Here is a 22,837-nt window from a genome sequence, read left to right as displayed (position 1 = left end):
CCCACTTCTACGCTTTAACCCGCAGGACACACATAAGAACCCGAGGGGACACAATCATGAGCACGATGATCATTCATGGCCGTTGGTATGCAATTGAGGGCATCCTGGCTGTCGCCGTTGCCGTATTCTGCCTGGCAATCCTCCTCCCAACCGAGCGCCGCTACAGCGACGATCCATTGCTGGACAGCGATTACGCAACTGAGCAAACCCGACGAGGTGCGCGGCGTGTCGAAATGGGGTCTTCACCGCTATTGAATACCGCAGGACAATTCACGTTTGAAGACACCGACAACAGAGAGCTCAGACGCATGCGTGCAGAATCTGACAGCACGACTCTGTATGAGGGAATCCGCCCTTACTCTGAGGGACGAAACCGCCCTGACTAACCAGAAACGATAATTATCTTATTTGCACTTGCTAATGATACTGATTCGCATTATCATGGTTTTGCTTTGACAGGCTTCACCGGAGAGACGCACTCAGTGCCTTCGGTAATCACGGCTTATGACCCGCCCACGTTGGCGGGTTTTTTTTAACTTGCCGAAGGGGTCTTGAGCGCGCCGCACAGGTAGCCCAACGTAAACTGGTCTGCCGGAATCGGTTTCGAGAAGTAGTACCCCTGCCCCATCTGGCAACGCATGTTCTGAAGCGTCTCAAGCTGCTGCTCGGTTTCAACTCCCTCACAGATCACCCTCAGGTTCAACGCTTTGCTCATGGTGATAATGGCGCTGACCAGTGCATTGTGCGTGCTGTTGGTATCGATATCGGTCACAAAGGAGCGGTCAATCTTAAGGATATCGAGCGGAAATTTCTGCAGGTAACTCAGAGATGAGTAACCGGTACCGAAGTCATCAATGGAGAGCAGGCAACCCAAACGTTTCAGCCGGTTCATCACTTCCAGCGTGTGGTCGGTATTGTGCATCAGCATCGTCTCGGTAATCTCGAGGATCAGGAATCCAGGCTTAATACGGTAACGGCTAAGCATCATCTCCAACGTTCGGACAAAGCGGTTGTCCTGTAGCTGCTTGCTCGACACGTTGATCGACAGATAAATGCTGCTGTCGTAATCCCTGTGCCAGAAGCTCAACTGACGCAAGCCCTCTTCAAGCACCCACTCGCCGAGCTGCACGATCAGCCCAGTATCCTCAGCTACGTCGATAAATTCACCAGGCGCAAGCAGGCCCCGCTCGGGATGCCTGAGCCGGACGAGTGCTTCGGCACCAACTATTCGTTGGGTGCCCATGGCAAATACCGGCTGGTAGTAAAGCTCGAAGTAGCCGTTCTGGATCGATTCCCTCAGCATCGACTCCGTATTGACGCGATGCAGGGTGCGCTGCTCATCCTCTGGAACGAAGATACAGGCCCGTCCGCGCCCCTCTGACTTGGCGCGGTACATGGCCAAATCCGCACTCTTGAGCAGCACATCAGGGGTGCAGGTATCACTGCACTTGATCGCGATACCGATCGAAGCCGATATATGCATGGTGCATTGATCGATAAGGAAAGAACCTTCAAGCTCTTTGATCAGTTTATGAGCCAACTGAAGCAGAGACGCGTCATCGACGTCACCGTGCACCAGCACGGCGAACTCATCGCCCCCGAGACGTGCAACGAAGTCGCCCGCCGGCAAGGAGGCCTGTATACGCTTGCCAGCAGCGCTTAGAAGCTTGTCACCTGTTTGATGACCATAGGTATCGTTGACGTACTTGAAGCGGTCCAGATCGACAAACAGCAGCGCCACCCTGCCATCCTTGGGCCCCTCGTCGGACAGTTGCTCCTCAACAAGCAGCTTGAAAAAGTGCCGGTTGGGCAGGCCTGTCAGGGCGTCGAAATTCGCTTGTCGCTCGATTGTGCTCAGCGCTTCATCAAGACTGGTGATATCGGTCATCACCCCCAGCGCCCCTTTGCCGTCCGGACGACGGGTGGCATCGATGCGCATGGAGTGTATCTCGCCAGAGCCGTTACGAATTTGCAGATACGCCTGTGCGGTTTTCTGCATCGATATTTCGACCAGCAGTTTATCGATACGGGGACGCTCGGCGCGTTCACTCATCAACGAGGTCAACGGGCGGCCTACAATGGCCATTGCGTCATACCCCAGTTGATTGAGAAAGTGTTCGCTGACGCTTTCGATGACGCCGGTGGGAGACAGACTGAACAAAAGTGCCGGCGTTTGGTTGTACAGATGGCGAAAGCGGCTCTCGCTCTCCTTGAGGGAGCGGTGTTTCGTATCCACCTCTTCAAGCAGTTCGTTGTATGCCTTGATAATGATGCCGAATTCATCATTGGGTACCTTGCTGCCAACACGCACAAACTCGCCGCTTTCACGTGAACGGCTGATCGCGCCCAACAGTTGCTGCAATGGCCGATTAACAAATCGAGCCTGATAGATCAGCAGAGACGCCACCACTGTTGCAACGACCAGGAAGAGTGTTAGCAGGCTATCCTGTACGCGGGTACTTTGCTGCTGGTAAAAGCTTTTCGCCCCGACCTCGGCCACAAGCCAACCCACGTCCGAGCCATCCTCGGTAATAGGTAGCACGATCCGACTCTCGACCTGAACCTTGCCATACTCCTCCGATTCGCTGCTTGCAATCGGCCGCACATCCGCATCAAGCACCTCTACACGCAACACGTCCGGATCCACGCGGACCAGTTCCAGTAACTTGAGAATCTGAAGTCCGTCCTCGTTTGCAACCGACTCACTCAGCACATCGGAATAGCCTTTAAGTTTGCTGAAGCGATCGTCGAGTTCGTATTTGAAATCATCATGGGCGTTGTACGCGGTGTAGAGGAAACTCACACCTAGCACAACAAGGATGCAGCAGATAATGATGAAGGAGAGCTTTATATGCGCCGGACGGTAAGGACGTAGCGGTGGAGGGTTAGCCGACATTACCGACTCCCCTTTCACGGACGGATAAAAGCCGTGAGGCTACAGCTATGGATGAAGAAGCGCAAAAGCGCTCAAACGAACAACCGCAGTCCTGTTTTAAAAACAGCACTCCCGCTGCTTGTCGAGCATCGAACAGCATAGATGTCGGATCCTGATTTTTATAGTTTTGTGCAATCCGGAATTGACGGCGCTGGTGTCTCGTCGCGAGTTCACGCGAGCGTCCAATTCACCAGCGAATCGTAATAATGCGGCGTGTGTACAAGAATTACAACTGTTCGAATGTCCAATAGCCGTTGGACTCTTGGCCTATGCTGCGTCCAGCATTCCCTGGCGCACAATGAACCCGATGATCTCCTCCAAGCCCTTGCCCTCCTTGAGATTGGTGAAGACAAACGGGCGCTCTCCGCGCATTCTACGGGTGTCGGATTCCATCACGTTAAGATCGGCACCGACATAGGGGGCAAGGTCAATTTTGTTGATGACCAGCAGGTCGGATTTGGTAATTCCTGGGCCACCTTTGCGAGGTATTTTCTCCCCTTCAGCAACATCGATGACATAGATACACAGATCAGCCAGTTCTGGACTGAACGTGGCACTGAGGTTATCGCCACCGCTCTCTACAAAAACCACGTCTAGATCGCCATGAAGACGCGCCAGGTCTTCGACAGCTGCGAGATTCATCGACGCGTCTTCACGAATAGCCGTATGCGGACACCCACCGGTCTCGACACCGACTATGCGATCCTCAGGCAACGCTTCGGCCCGGGTAAGAATCTTCGCATCTTCCTGGGTGTAGATGTCATTGGTAACCACGGCGATGCTGTATTGATCCCGCATCGCTTTACACAGCACTTCGAGCAGTGCTGTTTTTCCTGAGCCCACGGGGCCGCCGACTCCGATGCGCAAAGGCGCTTTGTAATCGCTCATAAGATATCTCTACCTGATAGGTTCATTCCGCCAGGCTGCTGGTCTCAAGACCGGAACAGCCGCGAATACTGTGTTTCGTGCAGACTGCTGGCAATCGCCATGGCAGGCGTAGAACTGCCGATCGCACGATCATCAAGATGCAACGCATCGTCCAAGAGTGTAGGGAGTTGATCTGACAGCGCCATCAACAATCGCTGGCCGTCTGTCTGCCCAAGCGGCACCAGTTTTACGCCTGCCATCACGGCGTTTTCAAGCCAGCTCCATAAATAGCCCCTGCACAGACTGCGACAGTCGATCTCCCAGTGCCGAGCTGCCAGCGCCATACCACCCAGCTGCGTCTGACCGACAGCCGCTTTAAGAGTTTCGGGGACATCTACATCCAGTGCAGGCAAAAGTCGCAGCAAAGCCTGGGCACGCTGACGCTCTTCCGCCCTAAGCTCGGTAGTCTCACGGCTGGCGATCAAGAAACGGGACCAGCCGGCAAACGCCTGCAGGTCCTCCTTTTCAAGCGCCGACACCAGGCGTGCAAGCACCGGCACCTCAAGGGTTGCCACACTGTGGGCCAACACCGAACCGAGCCAGTTGCCCAGGCTCTCCTTATCCGAAACCCAGCCGCATTCAATCGCCCACTCCAGCCCCTGCGAGTATGTGAATGCACCAACCGGAAGCGCAGGACTGATCAGCTGATAGAGCCGCAGATCGGCCAGCACAGTGGGTTACTCCTGTACGCGTGCCGCACGCTTACTGCGTGCCTTGGCCTTCTTGGCAATTACACGCCGTGCCCAGACGAACGTACCCAGCACCGCGGCTAAAGCGAAAACAATTGCGAGGTGATCAGGCTCGGTCAGCACATGGCCAAGGCCTGAAAAGAAAGAACCCGCGTGCTCACCCTCATGTGCGAAAGCAGCGCCCGGCGCAATCAGGGCCGAAACGGCAAAACAGTGCTTCAGATTTTTCATAAACGATATCCCCTTAGTCCCTTCATTGTTCTGTTTTCAATGCGAGTGAGTGTGCCCGTGCGAATGATGATGCCCATGCCCCTCACTGGCATAAGCCCCTGCTTCAGGCTCGAATGGTGCCATTTCCACGTCGACTTCGGCACCCAGTCCGCGCACCATGTCATCCAGCACATGGTCGTGTTGATAGCGAAGCAGGACGGACTCGACCTGCAGCGGCACATGGCGGTTACCCAGATGGTAAGCGCAGCGCATCAGCAATAATGTATTCTCGCTTCTGATCGTTGAAACCGACTCTTCGGCTGCAATCACCTCGACAACTTCACCGTTCTCGCCCAGCAGCCGATCGCCGCCACGCAGTATCAGTCCGCGCGGCAGAAACAGCCCGGCCTCGCGTCCGTCTTCGAGTTCGACACGCAATCGGCTGCGTATGCGGGAATCGATCGGCAGGCATACTCGGCCCGTCGGCACCGCTTCACCTTCAACTTTTGAAATAAGTCGTATCATATTGTTTTACAGGTCCTTTATTCAAAGGCGCATTAACGTTCTCGCCTTTAGAACAGGTAGTAACGCTGGGCCATCGGAAGTTCAGTCGCAGGCTCGCAGACCAGTAACTGACCGTCCGCACGCACCTCGTAGGTCTGCGAATCCACCTCGATCTTCGGTTGGTAGCTGTTGAGTACCATCTTGTCCTTGGTGACGGTTCGACAGTCACGCACTTCGCCGATGAGACTCTCGAGCCCCAACTGGCTCGGAATACCGGCGGCGAGTGCCGCCTGTGATAGAAACAGCATTGATGTGCTCTGCACCGCGCGCCCGAGACTGCCGAACATCGGCCGGTAGTGCACCGGCTGCGGCGTAGGTATAGACGCGTTTGGATCCCCCATCGGGGCCACTGCAATCATACCGCCCTTGATCACCATACTCGGCTTGGTGCCGAAAAACGCGGGCTTCCACAATACCAGATCAGCCAGTTTCCCCACTTCAACCGAGCCAACCTCATGCGCAATACCATGGGTCAGCGCAGGGTTGATGGTGTATTTGGCGATATAGCGTTTGATGCGGTTGTTGTCGTTGCGCGATGAATCACCGTCCAGCGCACCACGTTGAACCTTCATCTTGTGTGCGGTCTGCCAGGTTCGGGTAATCACTTCCCCTACCCGACCCATCGCCTGAGAGTCGGACGAGATCATCGAAAACGCGCCCAGATCGTGCAGGATATCCTCGGCGGCGATGGTTTCACGGCGGATACGCGACTCGGCAAAGGCCACGTCCTCGGCAATCGAGGGGTCAAGATGGTGGCACACCATCAGCATGTCGAGATGCTCATCCACCGTATTGACGGTGTAAGGCCGGGTCGGGTTGGTGGACGATGGCAGGATATTCGACTCACCACATGCTTTGATGATATCCGGTGCATGACCACCGCCAGCGCCTTCGGTGTGATAGGTATGAATAACACGCCCATCGATCGCCTTGAGCGTGGCTTCAACAAAACCGGATTCATTCAGAGTATCGGTGTGAATCGCCACCTGAACATCCATCTCGTCGGCCACCGACAGGCAGCAATCGATGGAGGCCGGCGTAGTACCCCAGTCTTCATGCAGTTTAAGGCCAATGGCGCCCGCTTCTACCTGTTCACGCAACGCCTCTGGGGCGCTGGCATTGCCCTTGCCCAAAAAGCCGAGGTTCATCGGCAGCGAATCGGCCGCCTCCAACATGCGGTGGATGTTCCAGGGGCCAGGCGTGCATGTTGTGGCGTTAGTGCCGGTCGCAGGGCCTGTACCGCCACCAATCATGGTGGTCACACCGGAACACAGCGCCTCGTCAATCTGTTGCGGACAGATGAAATGGATATGTGAATCGATACCGCCGGCTGTCAGAATCTGGCCTTCGCCTGCGATCACTTCAGTCCCGGCACCGATGGAAATGTCGACATTTGGCTGGATATCGGGGTTGCCTGCCTTGCCTATGGCGGCAATACGGCCACTTTTGATGCCGATGTCGGCTTTAACGATGCCCCAGTAATCGACGATCAATGCGTTGGTGATCACCAGGTCCATGGTCCGGGCGCTTGGACGCTGCCCCTGCCCCATACCGTCTCGGATCACCTTGCCACCGCCGAACTTCACCTCCTCGCCGTAGGTTGTGTAGTCCTTCTCCACCTCGAGCAAAAGCTCCGAGTCCGCCAACCGGACACGATCTCCGGTGGTGGGCCCAAACATTTCGGCGTAGGCACGTCGTGAAATTGTTGCCATTGTTGAGCTCCTAGATATCGACGTGTTTAGAGGGCACCCATGACCCGGCCCTGGAATCCGTATACCTCGCGGGCACCGGCATATGCCACCAGCTCCACCGTGCGGCTCTGTCCCGGCTCGAAACGTACGGCGGTTCCGGCCGCGATGTTGAGGCGGAAACCGCGCGTTTTGTCACGCTCGAACACCAACGCGTCGTTCACTTCGAAAAAGTGATAGTGGGAGCCCACCTGAACCGGACGATCACCGGTATTGGACACCTCGATAGTCACTGTCTCGCGACCGGCGTTCAGCTCGATATCGCCAGGCTCTGTAAGAATCTCTCCGGGTTTCATAGTGCCTCCGTCAGACTATCGGTTCGTGAACAGTGACCAGCTTGGTACCGTCAGGAAAGGTCGCTTCGACCTGAACTTCGGCAACCATCTCGGCAACACCGTCCATCACATCGTCACTGGAGAGCAGCGTGCGGCCGTAATCCATCAGCTCAGCGACGCTGCGCCCGTCACGGGCCCCTTCGAGTATCGCTGCACTGATGTAGGCGACAGCCTCTGGATAGTTCAGCTTAAGCCCCCTCGCCTTGCGTCGCTCTGCCAACAGGGCAGCAGTAAACAGCAACAGCTTATCTTTCTCTCTGGGTGACAGATCCATGATCGTCCTCTAATTCGCTTGGGCTTCGGAATTTGGAAAGCAAAGAGCGTTCCAAAACAAAGAGGTAGCCTCTTTTTTACCTGACAACACGGCCATGCAGTCGCAAACGGCTGACCCCACCATCCGGGAAAATATTCAGCCGCACATGGGTAACGGCATCCTTCATGACCAACTCGCCGCTGAAGGTATGAACACTATCGGCCGCCAGTGCCTGCGGAGGCAGCAACTCCTCCCAGAACATACTCTGTGTGATGAGCGACTCATCGGTTGAGCGATGCATGTACGCCGCCTGAATCGAGCACTTATCAGGATAGTTTCCTTTGAAAAAAGCGGTATCGACTTCAACGCGCTCGATGATGCCGGGGGCAGCGAGTTCGATCAAACACCAATCGTTCCCCGGTTCACGTCGACGGCGGGTTTCCCAGCCATCTCCCATGTTGATGCCCTTGTTGGGTAACAGAATCTTGCTGGGATCGCCGTAGTGGGAATCGTTCCAGGCCAGCACACGTGCGCCGGACTCGCGTGCGCCGAGATTCACCTGCGCTCCGTCCTCCAACACGGTTGCCGGATCGCCATACACCACCAAGCGTGCCACGCCCCCATCCGGGAAGATATTGAGGCGCAGATGGGTCCAGCTTTCATCGCTGTCGCAAGGCACCAGATGATGAGCATCAGGGCCCAGAGAGACAGGACCGGTCAACGTCGTCCATTGGGTCGTCTCATCCGGATTTGAGTCAGGCAGGTAGCAGCCCTCAACCTGCGCCCCCGGTGGGTAGTTGCCGGTAAAAAACGAAGTATCGATATCAAACCCGCGAATCGAGCCTACAACACCCAGACGCAACACACACCAGTCATGCCCCTGCCCGCGTTTGCGGCGGCTTTCCCAGCCGTCCATCCACTTGCCGTGGTCGTCATAACGGTCTGGGTAGAAACGTGCAGGTTCAGGCGAGAGCATGCGCTCGGCCGGTGCGAAAAACTGATCGCTTGAGGCGAGCACCTCAGCACCCAGCCTTGGGTCGGCAAGATTGAGAGCTCCCTTAGTAAATTCAGGCAGTGCTTCACAGGGTTTGGCTTCGATATAGTCCAATTCAGAGCTCCTTAATCGGGTGAGGGCAACAGAGTTTCAGGTGAAGAAAACATAGCAGGTACAAGCGCACCCAAAGGACGTCAAAACTCGAACGCAGCGTTTGTTTCAAATAATTTATAATGCAACATTGGTTTCACAAACAACCGAAATAACACAAATGTTTTGTGAAGTTTCCAAACGGCATTATTGCGGTGCACGTGCACCATCATGAGCACTGTTACGGTGCATTTTTTTGAGGTAATCAGTCCAATTCAGGGCTGTTCAAACTCAGTTCATCAAGCGCCGCATACTGGTGACTAATCGAGGCGATGCGACTCCGTCCGGACTCCAGTGAAGCGTTGAGCAAATAGTTGGCCATAAGCGCCACAAGGCACATTGGCGTGGCGTAACTGTCAAATGCCGAGCGTGAATCTGTCGGACACTCGAACCACCAGTGTGCTTTTTGCCCGGCCTGAACCAATGACGAATCGGCCACCAGCGCGAGCTTTACATCGCGTCTGGCTAGATTACTCAGCAGCGTGTCGAAGCCCTGTGGACGCCGTCTGAACCCAACCAGGATGACCATATCCTCTGCCGCCAGGTCGGCCAGATCTTCACCTAGCGACTGTCCTGGCTGGGGCAGGAGCTGGACATTGGGGCGCACCTGTATCAGTTGCTGGCGCAGATGCAGTGCCACGGGGTAGCTGTTTCTAAACCCGATGACGACCACCCTCCGGGCATCTGCGAGTGCGTCAGCAAAAGACTCCAGCCTCTCATGGGTGAGCCCCTGAAACATTTGATGCAGATTGAACTCTTCCTGACGTAGATGGGCGTCAAATGCAGCGGGACGCTTGCCGCCCTCGACCACCGGCACCCCCTGATGACGCAACTGGCGAGCGAGTGTTCTGCCCTCCCTGAAGGAGGAAAAGCCAAGGCGCTTGAACAGACGCGAAACCGTCGCTTTGCTCACGCCGCACATTCGGGCAAGCTCGGCGGTGTTGAACAGCGCCAGATCCTGCGGGTGCGCAAGGATAAAATCGGCCAACAGTCGCTCCCTTGGAGTAAGCTGGTCGTATTGCTCACGCAACGTTTGGTCGATCGACGAATGTTTCACGGCAGACTCCAGACAGGCGGCGGTTTTCATGCACGTATACTAGCGACCCTGAATGAGATGCTGAACCCTCTACGTGAAATGGCATCTCGTTTGATATTAAAGACCCGACACCTATCCATATAACACAGCAAATTGATATTGCTCATCACCGTATCATCGAGCACCGGTTCCTCTTTACACCTTTATACCTAATTCAGCCTATAAATTGGCGTACAAATTGCTGCCAAAAAGCTACGGAAAGTAAGGCAAGAGTCTGGTCTGAAGAAAAGGAAGGGGAGCCAAGGTGTCAGATCATCAAGCATTCAACGCGCTTTGGTTGTTGTTAGCAGCTGTCCTGGTGCTGGTGATGCAGGGAGGCTTCCTTTGTCTGGAATCGGGTCTCACCCGTAGCAAAAATGCGATCAACGTCGCGCTTAAAAACGCCTTCGACCTGCTGGTGACGACCGTGCTGTTCTGGCTGGTGGGCTTTAGTCTGATGTTCGGCCGTTACGATGGCGCAATGCCCGACATTAGTCTGCTTGCCGCGGATTTCAGCCAACATGACTTTTGGGTAGCCGCATTTTTCTTCTTTGAACTCACCTTCTGCGCAACAGCGGCCACTATCCTCTCCGGGGCCATCGCCGAGCGCACACGCTTTGCCACCTACATACTGCTCACTGCACTCATAGCGGTGATGATCTATCCGCTGTTCGGACATCTCGCCTGGGGAGGTTCGCTGAATGGCGAGCCGGGATATCTGGCAGCCCAGGGCTTTATCGATTTTGCTGGCAGCACCGTCGTACACAGCTTGGGAGGTTGGGTGGCGCTGGCTGCGATTATCATGATTGGGCCGCGTCACGGCCGTTTTGTAAACGGCAAGCCACAGTCGATACCAAGCAGTAACCTGCCGTTTGCCATGCTTGGCATGATGTTCTTCATTATCGGCTGGATCGGCTTTAACGGCGGAAGCACATTGGAATTTTCCACTGCAATTCCCGGCATTATCGTAAACACCCTGATCGCCGCTACCGTGGGCGGCATGAGCGGCATGGTGATGGGGTTGGGCAAACGCCAGGACAACCAGAGCCCTCAGCTCACGATCAACGGAACGCTGGCAGGTCTCGTGGCGATTACGGCAGGGTGCCATGCTGTGAGCACTACAGAAGCGGCATTGATCGGCGCTGTTGGCGCCTTATGCATGCGCGGCATGGAACTGGTGATGATCAGGCTCCAACTGGACGATGCGATTTCTGCCACTCCGGTGCATCTCGGTGCCGGTATCTGGGGCACACTGGCAGTCGGCATTTTCGGCGATCCAGATATTTTGGGCACGGGACTCGACTGGAGTGGACAAGTTCTGGCGCAGGTAAAAGGCATTGTGATCTGCGGCATCTGGGCGTTCACCCTGACGTTCATCTTTCTTTGGGTTCTGCGCCAGTTCATGCCGCTGCGTGTATCCCATGCTGCCGAGAACGAAGGCCTAAACAGTTCGGAGCATGGTGCAGCCACGGAGCTGACCGACCTGCTTTACGCCATGAACGAGCAGGAAAAAAGCGGCGATATGAATCAGCGCGTACCGGTTGAACCCTTCACCGAAGTGGGACAGATCGCACTGAAATACAACCAGGTCATGTCCAAGCTCAACCGCATGGTCTCCCGCACCCGACTCATCCTCAAAGATATGCGCGACGGTGTAATCACCTTCAGCGAGCAAGGCATCATCACCAGTGTGAACCCCGGTGCCGAACAGATATTCGGACGCAAGAGCCACCAACTGGTTGGCCAACCCGTCGGCACGCTGCTGCATGAAGAGTGCCTTGCGCTTTACCCCAACACGACGCTCGATAGGCTGTTCCCGCTGATCGCGACCAGCCAGAGTGAGGGCCCCCACGAGCTGATCGGCAACAAAGGCAACGGAGAGACAACGCCCATAGAGGTGATGACATCGGCGAGCCCCACCGATGAAGGGGTTCAGTACAGTGCCGTGATTCGCGATATCGGCGAGCGCAAGAAGATGGAGGAGCGAGTGCATCGCCACTCAGAACTGGCGCAGGTCACGCTGGAGGCGATAACCGAAGCCGTTATCACCTGTGACGCCCAGTTGAACACCGTCTACCTCAACCCTGTTGCACAGGCAATGACCGGTTGGCACGTCAACGATGCTTTCGGCAAAGGGATCGATCAGGTGGTACGCCTTCAGGACGCGTCCGGCGATAACATCTCGATTGCGACACTGTGTAGGGAAAGCAGCCCTGCCGGAGAGTACCGGCAATTAAGCCTGATCGGCGTACGCGGGCGTCGGGCACAGGTTCAGTTTAACTGTGCACCTCTGCGTGATGCCCACGGCGCACCCGTGGGTTGGGTGGTGGCGATGCAGGATATTACGCAGAACAGTGAACTGCAGGCCAAACTGACATTCCAGGCCGTTCACGATGCACTCACCGGGCTTGTTAATCGGCGTGAATTCGAGCGCCGACTAGAACACTTGATAACATCAGCCAGAGCCGACAACAGTAGGCACCTGATCTGCTATCTCGATCTGGACCAGTTCAAGCTTGTTAACGACACCTGCGGCCACCGGGCGGGCGATGCTCTGCTTCGCCAGTTAGCGCAGGAGATCAAGCCCCTGGTACGCCAGAACGACACGCTGGCTCGGCTCGGCGGCGATGAGTTCGGCATCCTGCTTGCCAACTGCCCCGTTGAGCAGGGGCGCCTGATCGCTGAGCAGCTGCGCCAAGCGATAAAGGAGTTCCGTTTCTCCTGGGAAAATCAGATCTTCTCGGTCGGTGTCAGTATCGGGCTGGTGCCCTTTGGCCCTGATTGTCCCTCACTCGATGAGCTGCTCAGCATCGCGGACTCCGCTTGCTACGCTGCGAAAGATTTGGGGCGTAACCGAGTCCACCTGTATGAGCCGGACGACGAGGAGCTTACACTGCGTCAGGGTCAGATGCAGTGGGCGGCGCACATTCAGCAAGCGATCGATAGCGACCGCTTTCGCCTGTTTTACCAGATGATCGAGCCGCTCTCTTCAGAACCCGGTCAGGTGCCGCACATCGAGATCTTCATCCGCCTGCTCGATGAGCGTGATCAGCTTGTTCCGCCCGGTGCATTTATTCCTGCGGCCGAGCGCTACGATCTGATGCCCAGTATCGACCGCTGGGTCATCTCCAATACGCTTGCGTGGCTGGGTGATCGCCTGCATGCCGATAACAGCCCCCTTCACTGCGCAATCAACCTCTCCGGCGCCTCCATCGGCAGCAGCGAGTGCCTCGAACGGATCAAGGCCGACATCGAGCGCCACCGTATTCCCGCGCATTACCTCTGTTTCGAAATCACCGAGACCGCCGCCATGCTGGACCCCGAGGCCGCTCATGGCTTTATTGACGAGCTTCGCTCTCTCGGCTGTCACTTTGCGCTGGATGATTTCGGCAGCGGCCTCTCCTCCTTCGGTTATCTGAAAAAACTGCCGGTTGACTACCTCAAGATCGACGGCATCTTCATACGTGACATGGCCAACGACGAGATCGATCAGGCCATGGTGGCCTCGATTAACAATATCGCCCACATCATGGGGCTCAAAACCGTGGCCGAATTCGTTGAAGACAAGAAAACGCTGGGGCTATTGCGGCAGATCGGCGTGGATTTCGCTCAGGGATACCTGATCAGCGAGCCAAAGCCCCTTGAGCAGCTCGGGCGGGTACGAGTGATGCCACGCTGATCCCTTCCAGACAGGCACGCTGTCACCTGAGCGAAACCTAAACGCAATACACTGCGCGGGCGTAATGACAGATCGGAGCCCACGCATGACCCCTTCCCCGTTTTATCAGGATATCCGCGATCAATACGAAGCGTTTCTCGAAGATTGCGCTACCAACTTCAATCCGGACGAAACCCTGCGCATCGATCTGCACTGTCATGATTACAACAGTGATGTGCCGGATGAGCTCTGGGGACGCCTGCTGCGCTTGCCGGAAACCTGGCTTAAAACGGACGAGTTGGTTGAAGCCCTTGAGCGGGCCGGTACCGACCTGATTACCGTTACCAATCACAATAACGCCCGCTCCTGCTGGACGCTTCAGGAGCAGCAAAAGACAGTCCTCACCGGCACCGAGTTCACCTGTCACTTCCCCGGTGACGAGCTGAGCGTGCATGTACTGATCTACGGTTTCAACCGCGAGCAGGAGCGCACCCTCAACGATCTGCGCCACGATATTTATGCTTTCTGCGCCTTTGCAAAGCGCGAAGAGCTGCCCACCGTGTTGCCGCACCCGCTGTTTTTCTACACCCACGGACGTGAAGTCAATCCGGACGTACTGGAGCGTTTTGCCCTGCTCTTTGAACGGTTCGAGGTGCTCAACGGGCAGCGCGGTTACTGGCAGAATCTGCTTACGCTTCGTTGGATCGAGAGTCTGACGCCCGAGCGCATCAACGCCTGGTCACGCAAGCACGGTATCAACCCGCGTGAATACTGCCGGGATCCTTACCGTAAGACCCTCACCGGCGGCTCAGACGATCATAACGGTCTTTTCGCCGGTCGCTGTGGCACGCTGCTGAACGTGCCTAACCTTAAACAGCGTCTTGAAGCCGGCGAAACACTGCCGAGGCTTGCGCTGGAAGCGATCTACGAGGGCCGCACCGCTCCCTACGGCTTTGTCGGCGAGGAGGAGAAGCTCACCACCACCTTCCTCGACTACTTCGCGCAAGTCGTACTCAACATGGAAGATCCGGGGCTTCTTCGCATGCTGCTGCACAAGGGGCCGCTCAAGGACAAAATGCTATGTCTGGCGCTCTCGAATCTGCTGCAGGAGCTGCGCCGGCACAAATACACCCTGACCTTTCTGGAAACCTTTCATCAGGCACTGAAAGGTCGAAAGCCGAGCCTGCTGGTCAATCTTGGTGTCTCCCGCGAATTTAAGCCAACGCTCAAGCTGATCAAGCAGATCGCCCGTACGCAGCGCCACGAGCCGGAGCGCTTCCCTGAAGTGCTGCGTGAGGCGATTCCCCAGCTTCACCGTCAGATCAGCCATACGCTGTTCAGTCGGATGCACGAACAGATCGCCAAGATCGATCATGACAACCTCAGCGACATGCCCATTGACGAGCTTGTACGCCTGTTGGAGGTACCAACGCACTTTCGCGCCCTATTCTCGGGAGAACGCAGCGGAGGGCCTGACATGTCGCAGGTGAACATCGGCAAGCTAATGGACAAGCTGACCTTCCCCGCACTCTCGGCGGCCGTACTGGCCGGCGCGGCCTTCGCCAGTACCCGTGTGCTCTACTCCAACCGCGCATTTCTTGATCGTCTGGCCGGCGAACTGGGCGCTACCCGCCACCCGCAGCGTGTGCTCTGGCTCACCGATACCTTTGTGGACCGTAACGGGGTATCGTCGGCGCTGCGCGACATGCTGACGCAGGTACAGAAACATCAACTACCGATCGACCTGCTGGTCTGCCACCCGACACTGAAATCACAGCCCAACCTGCAGGTCATACGTCCGCTCACAGCCTTCCACTTCAATCAACTTGGTGAGCAGACGATACACGTACCCGACCTGCTGGAAGTGCAAAAGTTGTTCGAGCGTGGCGGTTATGACCGCATCATCTGTTCAACCGAGTTATGCATGGGGCCCATTGCGCTCTATCTGAAGCAGGCATACTCGGTGCCTGCATGGTTCTACATGCACACTGACTGGCTGGAGTTCCTGAGCCGCAAGACCGGGCTGGATAACCACGCGCAGGATCGTATTCGTCGACTGATCCGCGCCTTTTATCAGCAGTTCGACGGTACATTCGTATTGAATGAAGATCACCACGAGTGGCTGACCGGCCCCGAGATGGCGCTACCCGACGAGCAGGTCAAGCTCACCGCACACTGGGCGGGCGTAGGCTCCGAGGTCGCCAGCCTCATGCCTAGGCCGCACAACGAAGCCCCGATACTGCTGTATGTCGGACGCCTGAGCGAAGAGAAAGGCGTGATGGATCTGCCGGACATCTGGGAGCGGGTGAAAAAACAGCACCCCAACACCCAACTGTGGATCGCTGGCAGCGGTCCGGCAGAAAAGAAACTGCGCAAGGCAGCCCCCGAGGCAAACTTCTTTGGATGGGTAGAGCAGAGTCAGATCCCGCAGCTGTATCAACAGGCCGACCTTCTGCTGCTGCCCTCGCGTTTTGACACCTTTGGCTGTGTCATTCTGGAAGCGATGAGCTCAGGCCTGCCAACGCTTGCCTACAACTGCAAGGGTCCAAAATCGATCATCCGTCACGGCCGAAGCGGACTGCTCGCCGAGGACCGGAAGGAGATGGCTTCCTGTGCCATTGAATATCTGGACAATACCGCCTACCAGGGACGTTTGCGTGTAGGGGCACTGGCACGCTGCCTGGATTATTCGCCGAAGCGAATTCTCAATGATCTACTCGGCGACATGGGGATGAACGGCGCGGTCAAGTGGACCAGATCCGAGGCGGAACCGCATCCAAAGCGCATATCTCCGGCCTGACACGTCGCCAGATCGCCGTAAACAGCCGCAGGATCGATTCGGTACGCTGACCAAGCACGCGCACCACCAGCACACCGTCGACCTGCGTAGCCCCCACCTCCAACGCTATCGAATCCACGCTGCTAATCGACTCACGAATATGCTCGAGCAAGTCAGTAAGCGATACGCGACACGCCTCACCCGGCACAATGAACAGCGATGCCTGCATCGGGTAGCCCCGCAATCCTGCGGCAGCATCGAGCAGCGCGCGCCCTTCGGTACGCAACTGGTCAATTAGAACCAACTCTCCGTCGATGCTTATATGTGTCGCGCTTGCCATGCTGCCAATATCGAAGGGCTCATCATTCACCGGACGTCCGAGACACTGTATATCCCAGCCGATAAACGCTGCGCCCGGCTCCAGCGCTATATGAGTTTCGATCCGGGCATTGGCGTCAGGAAAGAAGATGTTCTCCTGCGGCATCCACTCGAGCATGCCGCCTTTGGCCACACTGAGGGTCTGAATCTGGGTGGCAAGACGCCCCCCCGAGCGGTAGAACTTGGTCGCCCCAGGCGTCGTGATCAACGCCTGCGCCCCGGATTCAACATGCACCTGAATATCAAGGCTGTCGCCACCGACCACGCCTCCGGGTGGGTGCAACAAGTAGGTATGACATACCCCACCCTCCGGATAGAACGGTCGCTGCACCGCAAGCGGCCCACGCCGCTCTCGCGAAACGATCCGTGTCCGCTCAGCACGCTTAGCAAACTGCAGCTTTAAAAGCGCTTGCCACCCCTGGGCGTTTACCGCCTGATTCATCGACTCTCCTTAACAGTCTTTTAAACCGTCAGATACTCTTTCACCAGCTGATCATCGAGATCAGACATGGCGCCGTTCGCTACCGCGCGGCCTCGATCAAGTATACAGAAGCGGTCGCCGACTTTGCGCGCAAAAGGTAGTTTCTGCTCGACCAGCAGCACCGTCAGGTTCATCTCGCGGTTCAATCGACGGATGATATCGCCGATCTCCTGCACCACGTTGGGCTGTATTCCCTCGGTGGGTTCATCGAGTATCAACAGCTGCGGATCAACCACCAACGCGCGACCGATGGCCAGCTGCTGTTGCTGACCACCGGAGAGGTCGCCGCCTCTGCGTTTCATCATCTCGCCCAACACCGGAAACAGATCGAAAATAAAATCGGGCACCTTGCGTTTGCCACGGGGCAACACCGGCAAGCCAATCTGCAGATTCTCCTCCACCGTCAGCAGTGGGAAAATCTGCCGTCCCTGAGGCACGTAGCCAATGCCCACACGCGGACGCTGCTCGACCGAGCGTTTGAGCAGGTCCTCTCCCTTGAACTGAACAGATCCGCTCTTGACCGGCTGATGCCCCATGATGCATTGCAATAGCGTGGTCTTGCCCACACCGTTGCGGCCCATCAGTACCGTGCATTCACCGGCATTTACTTTAAGCTCAACATCCCAAAGCGTGTGGCTCTGGCCGTAATACTGGTTGAGACCCTGTATCTCCAACATGACGCTCTCTCCCGCCTCGCCCCTATTCGCCAAGGTAAACCTCAACCACTTTGCGGTTGTTCTGTACCTGCTCCATCCGCCCTTCAGCCAACACACTGCCCTGATGCAGCACCGTTACCGTGCGATCTTTCCCCGCCAGACTGCGGACGAAGTCCATATCGTGCTCGACCACCACCACTGAGTGCTTGCCCGCCAGCGATGTGAGCAGCTCCGCGGTACGGTCCATTTCCTGATGCGTCATGCCCGCGACAGGCTCATCCACCAGTAACAGACGCGGCTGTTGCATCAGCAACATGCCGATCTCGAGCCACTGCTTCTGGCCATGCGACAGACTGCCCGCACGCATATGCGGCAGCTCTTTCAGGCCGATCAGCTCCAACACCTCATCGAGGCGATCGCGCTGCTCACCGTTGATGCGTGCACCAAGAATTTTCAGAACGGCCCTGTCGCCCGCCATGGCAAGCTCCAGATTCTCGAACACGGTTAAAAACTCAAATACCGTCGGTTTTTGAAACTTGCGCCCAATGCCCGCCTGCGCAATGGCGGGTTCGTCCATATCCAGCAGGTTGATGGTCTGGCCAAACCAGGCAGCGCCCGTATCGGGCCGCGTCTTGCCAGTGATGATATCCATCATCGTGGTTTTACCCGCCCCGTTGGGCCCGATGATGCAGCGCAGCTCGCCATCGTTGATATACAGGTTCAGATCGTTGATCGCCTTGAAGCCATCAAAGCTGACCGAGATACCTTCCAGATAGAGCAGTACGTTTTTGTCGACGTTCAGCTTCGCCGTACTCTGGGGCGTCATGAACGAGAAGACATGCTCGCGATCAAGCACCTCAGCCACGGTTGATTGTAGACTCATCACACCGCCTCCTTACTTCTGAGCAACCCGGTAATACCGCGCGGCAGCAACAGTGTGACCAGCACAAACAGCCCGCCCAGCGCGAACAGCCAGACATCCGGCAACTCGGCCGTGAAATAACTTTTCGCGTAGTTGATCACCAATGCGCCGACAACAGCGCCGTAGAGCGTAGCGCGCCCGCCGACCGCTACCCAGACCACCACCTCGATGGAGTTCAACGGCGAGAACTCGTTGGGGTTGATAATGCCCACCTGTGGCACATAGAGCGCACCGGCGACACCGGCGATCATCGCCGAGATGGTGAAGATCCAGAGTTTGACGTTTTCCACTCTGTAGCCCATGAAACGCGCACGGGATTCGGCATCGCGCACCGCCACGCAGACCCGGCCCAGACGGCTTTGCATCAGGTAACGACAGAGCAGATAGCCAAACGCCAACGCCAGTGCCGAGGCGATAAACAAGCCGATACGGGTCGAGTTGGATTGCAGGCTAAAGCCAAGCAGATCCTTGAAATCGGTCAATCCGTTGTTGCCGCCAAAACCCATTTCGTTGCGGTAAAACGCCAGCATCAGGGCAAAAGTAAGCGCCTGAGTGATGATCGACAGGTAGACGCCCGACACACGGGAGCGAAACGCCAGCGCACCGAAGACAAACGCAAGAGCGCCCGGCACGAGCATCACCATGATCGCGGCAAACCAGAACTGGTCAAATCCTTGCCAGAACCAGGGCAGCTCCTGCCAGTTGAGAAACACCATGAAATCGGGCAACTCCGGGTTACCGTAGACACCGCGATCACCGATCTGGCGCATCAGGTACATCCCCATGGCATAACCACCGAGCGCAAAAAACGCACCGTGACCCAGTGTCAGTATGCCCAGATACCCCCAGACCAGATCCACAGCCACCGCCAGCAGGGCAAGTGTCAGGTATTTTCCGATCAAGGTGACGGTATAGGTCGGCAGGTGCAGTGCAGAATCCGACGGCAAGCCGTTCAGGATCGGCACCAGCACGATAGACGCTGCCAGCAGGGCTAACAGAATCTGCCCGCCACGATCATCCTTCATTATCCTCCACAGAAACATCGATCAGCCCTCCGCCGCCCGGCCACGCTGCGGAAAGAGACCGCGCGGGCGCTTTTGGATAAACAGGATGATGAACACCAGCACCAGAATCTTGGCCAGTACCGCACCGGCCCAGGGTTCCAGCACTTTATTCGCCACGCCAAGGCTGAGACCAGCCACAAGCGTGCCCCAGAGGTTGCCGACGCCACCGAAGACCACAACCATAAACGAGTCGATAATGTACGATTGACCCAGGTTCGGCCCCACGTTAGTCAGCTGGGACAGCGCCACACCGGCAACCCCTGCCACCCCTGATCCAAGTCCGAAGGTCAATGCATCAACCCACTCGGAGCGCACGCCCATTGCGCGGGCCATGGCACGGTTTTGGGATACGGCCCTCACCTGAAGGCCCAGTGATGTGCGCTTGAGGACCAACAACAGCGCAAAGAACACCAGCAGACAGAACGCAATGATGTACAGACGGCTGGTGGTCAACGACAGCACCGGGTTTATCTCGATCAGCCCACTCATCCATTCCGGCGTTGCAACGCTTCGGTTCAGTGGCGAGAAGATGGTACGCACCGCCTGTTGGAGGACCAGCGAGATACCGAATGTGGCCAGCAGCGTTTCCAACGGTCGGCCATAGAGGAAGCGGATAACACCCCGTTCAATGGCAATACCCACCAGTGCCGAGACCAGAAAAGCGCAGGGAATCGCCACGATCAACGACAACCCGATGTGGTTGGGCATCAACTGCTGAATGACGTAAGTCGTGTAGGCGCCCAACATGATCAGCTCGCCGTGGGCCATATTGATGACCCCCATCACACCGAAGGTGATGGCGAGTCCGATACCGGCCAACACCAGCACAGAGCCCAGGCTCAAACCAAAATAGAGTGTCTCGACACCACCATAAAAGCGCGCGCGCTGCTCGATCTCCGCCAACGCCTTCTCGGCGGCCGCCTTCAGGGCTGCATTATCGGTCGACCCCGCAAACTGGGTCAGCGCATTGCGGGCATCGGGCTCAAGTGAGCCGGCCAGTGTCGCAACCGCATCGCGTGCCCGTGCCTCGTCAGCCGCTGGCAGCTCGCCGATGGCGATAGCAATCTGCATCACCTCGCGTACCGTAGCGCTATCCTCTTTTGCGTAGGCCTTGCGTATCAGTGCCAACGCATCCTCGTCCATTGAACCGAGCATTTCGCGCACCGCCGCAAGGCGACGTGACAGGTCGGGTGATTTCAGTCCGATCTCGGCTTGAATCTGCCTGACCAGCGATCTGAGCTGGTTATTCAGCGTGATTTTCTTGAAGTCCCGTTTCTTCTCAATCGCTACCGGCTCATTGTTCAACAACGAAATAGCGGGTTTGTCCGTTTCATAATCATCGATCTGGTAAAGCCCATCATCCTTCTTGTTGAAGTACAGACGGCTCTCCATGAGCAGTGTCATCAGCTGTTTGGTTTGCGGATGATTGTTGTCGGCCAGCAGTCGAATCGCCTGCTCCTTTTCATCGAAGCTACGACTGGTCAGAAGCTTGGCCGCTTCGTTGTAGACCGCTTCATCACCGGCTGCAGATGCGCGCAGCGGGACGAGCAGAAACAACAGACAAAGCAGGCAGAATCCGCCAAATGTCCGTATCGTCATTGGTCAATACCCGGAAGCAAGAAGGTGGGAACACCGGCCCCGCGTTGCGGGACCGGCGATTGGATCAGGCAAGCGTAATCAGAAGTTCTGACCGGAGCACTTGCCGGTTTTGACGTTGTAGTTACCGCAGGAGAGCGGTGCACGCCAATCAGAGATGATGTCCTTGGATCCTTCGAGGTAGTTCGACCATGCATCACCTACAACAGTACCCGGCGTGCTGGAGACCACGGCAAACTGACCGTCATCCTGAATCTCGCCGATCAGTACCGGCTTGGAGATGTGATGGTTAGGCATCATGGTTGCGTAGCCACCGGTCAGGTTGGGAACGGCGATGCCGATCAGTGCGTCCTGCACCGCATCCGGATCAGTGGTGCCGGCTTTCTTAACCGCCTCTACCCACATATTGAAGCCGATATAGTGCGCTTCCATCGGGTCGTTGGTGACACGGTCTTCATTCTTGATGAACTTATGCCAGGACTCGATGAATTCGTCATTCTGCTCGCTGTCGACGCTCATAAAGTAGTTCCAGGCCGCAAGATGGCCGACCAGCGGCGCGGTATCGATACCGGCGAGCTCCTCTTCACCGACCGAGAAAGCCACAACCGGGATATCATCGGCGGTCACGCCCTGAGCACCTAGCTCCTTATAAAACGGCACGTTGGCATCACCGTTGATGGTGGAAACCACCGCGGTTTTCTTGCCTTCTGATCCGAACTTCTTGATGTCGGACACGATCGACTGCCAATCGGAGTGACCGAATGGCGTGTAGTTGATCAGGATATCCTCTTCTGCCACACCCATGGATTTCAGGTAGGCCTCAAGGATCTTGTTGGTGGTACGCGGGTAGACGTAGTCGGTACCGGCCAGTACCCAGCGCTCGACACCCAGTTCGTTCTTCAGGTAGTCAACGGCCGGAATCGCCTGCTGGTTGGGCGCCGCACCGGTGTAGAACACGTTCTTGGAAGACTCTTCGCCCTCATACTGAACTGGGTAGAACAGCAGGCTATCCAGCTCTTCGAATACCGGCAGTACAGATTTGCGGGAAACCGATGTCCAGCAGCCGAATACCGCCGACACCTTATCCTTCTCGATCAGTTCACGGGCTTTCTCCGCGAACAGCGGCCAATTGGAGGCCGGATCGACCACCACAGCCTCCAGCTGTTTACCGAGCAGGCCGCCCTTCTTGTTCTGCTCATCGATCAGCATCAGCATGGTGTCTTTCAGTGTGGTTTCACTGATGGCCATGGTGCCGGAGAGCGAGTGCAACACACCCACCTTGATGGTTTCGGCGGCCAGTGCGCTAAAGCTCAACACCGACGCACCCAGACCCAGTGCCACACCTGCTGCCAGTTTCTTCATTCGCATCTTGTTACCCCTTCGATTGTCAGATTCGCAAGAACACCTGCTATCGATTGTTATC

At 56.6% G+C, this 22,837-nt stretch carries 19 protein-coding genes; 3 read left to right on the top strand and 16 right to left on the bottom strand.

What is annotated here, in order from left to right; all coding sequences use genetic code 11:
- Positions 1 to 56 precede the first annotated feature (56 nt).
- Entirely contained in the window at positions 57 to 386 is a 330-nt protein-coding gene (locus tag ADIMK_RS19800; RefSeq protein ID WP_036191860.1) for a hypothetical protein, read from the top strand.
- A gap of 146 nt (positions 387 to 532) precedes the next feature.
- Here the strand turns inward: ADIMK_RS19800 and ADIMK_RS21540 are convergent, their stop codons facing one another.
- From ADIMK_RS21540 to ADIMK_RS19750, 10 genes are all read right to left on the bottom strand, one after another.
- Entirely contained in the window at positions 533 to 2,896 is a 2,364-nt protein-coding gene (locus tag ADIMK_RS21540) for a putative bifunctional diguanylate cyclase/phosphodiesterase (protein WP_051693161.1), read from the bottom strand.
- A gap of 306 nt (positions 2,897 to 3,202) precedes the next feature.
- The gene (gene ureG, locus ADIMK_RS19790) at positions 3,203 to 3,823 is read right to left on the bottom strand and encodes an urease accessory protein UreG (RefSeq protein WP_036191858.1); all 621 of its coding nucleotides are present in this window, start codon (positions 3,821 to 3,823) and stop codon (positions 3,203 to 3,205) included.
- A 44-nt stretch (positions 3,824 to 3,867) separates the two neighbouring features.
- Positions 3,868 to 4,533 (bottom strand): urease accessory protein UreF, encoded by a 666-nt coding sequence (locus tag ADIMK_RS19785; RefSeq protein WP_036191855.1) that lies wholly within the window; start codon positions 4,531 to 4,533, stop codon positions 3,868 to 3,870.
- Positions 4,534 to 4,539: 6 nt separating this feature from the next.
- Complete coding sequence (locus ADIMK_RS19780) at positions 4,540 to 4,782, bottom strand: HupE/UreJ family protein (RefSeq protein WP_036191852.1); 243 nt, start codon at positions 4,780 to 4,782, stop codon at positions 4,540 to 4,542.
- A gap of 36 nt (positions 4,783 to 4,818) precedes the next feature.
- Positions 4,819 to 5,286 carry an urease accessory protein UreE gene (gene ureE / locus ADIMK_RS19775; RefSeq protein WP_036191850.1) on the bottom strand — a complete coding sequence of 156 codons (468 nt, stop codon included), beginning with the start codon at positions 5,284 to 5,286 and terminating at the stop codon, positions 4,819 to 4,821.
- A 47-nt stretch (positions 5,287 to 5,333) separates the two neighbouring features.
- Positions 5,334 to 7,037 (bottom strand): urease subunit alpha, encoded by a 1,704-nt coding sequence (gene ureC / locus ADIMK_RS19770; RefSeq protein ID WP_036191847.1) that lies wholly within the window; start codon positions 7,035 to 7,037, stop codon positions 5,334 to 5,336.
- Between the two features lie 26 nt (positions 7,038 to 7,063).
- The gene (locus ADIMK_RS19765; RefSeq protein ID WP_036191844.1) at positions 7,064 to 7,369 is read right to left on the bottom strand and encodes an urease subunit beta; all 306 of its coding nucleotides are present in this window, start codon (positions 7,367 to 7,369) and stop codon (positions 7,064 to 7,066) included.
- Positions 7,370 to 7,379: 10 nt separating this feature from the next.
- Positions 7,380 to 7,682, bottom strand: a complete 303-nt coding sequence (ureA, locus tag ADIMK_RS19760; RefSeq protein WP_036191839.1) for an urease subunit gamma — start codon at positions 7,680 to 7,682, stop codon at positions 7,380 to 7,382.
- Positions 7,683 to 7,758: 76 nt separating this feature from the next.
- Positions 7,759 to 8,769 (bottom strand): allantoicase, encoded by a 1,011-nt coding sequence (gene alc, locus ADIMK_RS19755; protein WP_051693160.1) that lies wholly within the window; start codon positions 8,767 to 8,769, stop codon positions 7,759 to 7,761.
- A gap of 241 nt (positions 8,770 to 9,010) precedes the next feature.
- A complete protein-coding gene (locus ADIMK_RS19750) occupies positions 9,011 to 9,862 on the bottom strand; it encodes a MurR/RpiR family transcriptional regulator (protein ID WP_231517103.1) in 852 nt (283 codons plus the stop codon).
- 283 nt (positions 9,863 to 10,145) lie between these two features.
- Here ADIMK_RS19750 and amt point away from each other — a divergent pair, with 283 nt between their 5' ends.
- Together amt and ADIMK_RS19740 are read left to right on the top strand one after the other, a co-directional pair.
- Entirely contained in the window at positions 10,146 to 13,559 is a 3,414-nt protein-coding gene (gene amt, locus ADIMK_RS19745; RefSeq protein ID WP_036191836.1) for an ammonium transporter, read from the top strand.
- A gap of 85 nt (positions 13,560 to 13,644) precedes the next feature.
- Positions 13,645 to 16,338, top strand: a complete 2,694-nt coding sequence (locus tag ADIMK_RS19740; RefSeq protein WP_051693158.1) for a glycosyltransferase — start codon at positions 13,645 to 13,647, stop codon at positions 16,336 to 16,338.
- On the opposite strand, the gene ADIMK_RS19735 is transcribed toward ADIMK_RS19740, so the two are convergent.
- From ADIMK_RS19735 to urtA, 6 genes are all read right to left on the bottom strand, one after another.
- Positions 16,283 to 17,137 (bottom strand): urease accessory protein UreD, encoded by an 855-nt coding sequence (locus ADIMK_RS19735; RefSeq protein ID WP_036191833.1) that lies wholly within the window; start codon positions 17,135 to 17,137, stop codon positions 16,283 to 16,285. The genes ADIMK_RS19740 and ADIMK_RS19735 overlap by 56 nt on opposite strands.
- Before the next feature lie 20 nt (positions 17,138 to 17,157).
- Complete coding sequence (gene urtE, locus ADIMK_RS19730; RefSeq protein WP_036191830.1) at positions 17,158 to 17,853, bottom strand: urea ABC transporter ATP-binding subunit UrtE; 696 nt, start codon at positions 17,851 to 17,853, stop codon at positions 17,158 to 17,160.
- Positions 17,854 to 17,875: 22 nt separating this feature from the next.
- Positions 17,876 to 18,715, bottom strand: a complete 840-nt coding sequence (gene urtD / locus ADIMK_RS19725; protein WP_036191827.1) for an urea ABC transporter ATP-binding protein UrtD — start codon at positions 18,713 to 18,715, stop codon at positions 17,876 to 17,878.
- A complete protein-coding gene (gene urtC, locus ADIMK_RS19720; RefSeq protein ID WP_231517102.1) occupies positions 18,715 to 19,779 on the bottom strand; it encodes an urea ABC transporter permease subunit UrtC in 1,065 nt (354 codons plus the stop codon). The genes urtD and urtC overlap by 1 nt, the downstream gene beginning before the upstream one ends.
- Before the next feature lie 21 nt (positions 19,780 to 19,800).
- Positions 19,801 to 21,417 carry an urea ABC transporter permease subunit UrtB gene (urtB, locus tag ADIMK_RS19715; RefSeq protein WP_036191822.1) on the bottom strand — a complete coding sequence of 539 codons (1,617 nt, stop codon included), beginning with the start codon at positions 21,415 to 21,417 and terminating at the stop codon, positions 19,801 to 19,803.
- A gap of 78 nt (positions 21,418 to 21,495) precedes the next feature.
- The gene (gene urtA, locus ADIMK_RS19710) at positions 21,496 to 22,782 is read right to left on the bottom strand and encodes an urea ABC transporter substrate-binding protein (protein WP_197027594.1); all 1,287 of its coding nucleotides are present in this window, start codon (positions 22,780 to 22,782) and stop codon (positions 21,496 to 21,498) included.
- Positions 22,783 to 22,837 lie beyond the last annotated feature (55 nt).

It is taken from the genome of Marinobacterium lacunae (genome assembly GCF_000705555.1).
GTDB classification, from domain to species: Bacteria; Pseudomonadota; Gammaproteobacteria; order Pseudomonadales; family Balneatricaceae; genus Marinobacterium_D; species Marinobacterium_D lacunae.
This window is presented reverse-complemented; position numbering and strand designations above follow the sequence as displayed.

Bases quoted from the DNA above. Each gene is read 5' to 3' on its own strand.
- ureG (WP_036191858.1), bottom strand. From the start codon at position 3,823: ATGAGCGATTACAAAGCGCCTTTGCGCATCGGAGTCGGCGGCCCCGTG.
- ADIMK_RS19765 (WP_036191844.1), bottom strand. From the start codon at position 7,369: ATGAAACCCGGAGAGATTCTTACAGAGCCTGGCGATATCGAGCTGAAC.
- ureC (WP_036191847.1), bottom strand. From the start codon at position 7,037: ATGGCAACAATTTCACGACGTGCCTACGCCGAAATGTTTGGGCCCACC.
- ADIMK_RS19735 (WP_036191833.1), bottom strand. From the start codon at position 17,137: ATGAATCAGGCGGTAAACGCCCAGGGGTGGCAAGCGCTTTTAAAGCTG.
- ADIMK_RS19740 (WP_051693158.1), top strand. From the start codon at position 13,645: ATGACCCCTTCCCCGTTTTATCAGGATATCCGCGATCAATACGAAGCG.
- ADIMK_RS21540 (WP_051693161.1), bottom strand. From the start codon at position 2,896: ATGTCGGCTAACCCTCCACCGCTACGTCCTTACCGTCCGGCGCATATA.
- ureA (WP_036191839.1), bottom strand. From the start codon at position 7,682: ATGGATCTGTCACCCAGAGAGAAAGATAAGCTGTTGCTGTTTACTGCT.
- urtC (WP_231517102.1), bottom strand. From the start codon at position 19,779: ATGAAGGATGATCGTGGCGGGCAGATTCTGTTAGCCCTGCTGGCAGCG.
- ADIMK_RS19800 (WP_036191860.1), top strand. From the start codon at position 57: ATGAGCACGATGATCATTCATGGCCGTTGGTATGCAATTGAGGGCATC.
- ADIMK_RS19780 (WP_036191852.1), bottom strand. From the start codon at position 4,782: ATGAAAAATCTGAAGCACTGTTTTGCCGTTTCGGCCCTGATTGCGCCG.
- ureE (WP_036191850.1), bottom strand. From the start codon at position 5,286: ATGATACGACTTATTTCAAAAGTTGAAGGTGAAGCGGTGCCGACGGGC.
- urtA (WP_197027594.1), bottom strand. From the start codon at position 22,782: ATGCGAATGAAGAAACTGGCAGCAGGTGTGGCACTGGGTCTGGGTGCG.
- urtB (WP_036191822.1), bottom strand. From the start codon at position 21,417: ATGACGATACGGACATTTGGCGGATTCTGCCTGCTTTGTCTGTTGTTT.
- urtE (WP_036191830.1), bottom strand. From the start codon at position 17,853: ATGTTGGAGATACAGGGTCTCAACCAGTATTACGGCCAGAGCCACACG.
- urtD (WP_036191827.1), bottom strand. From the start codon at position 18,715: ATGAGTCTACAATCAACCGTGGCTGAGGTGCTTGATCGCGAGCATGTC.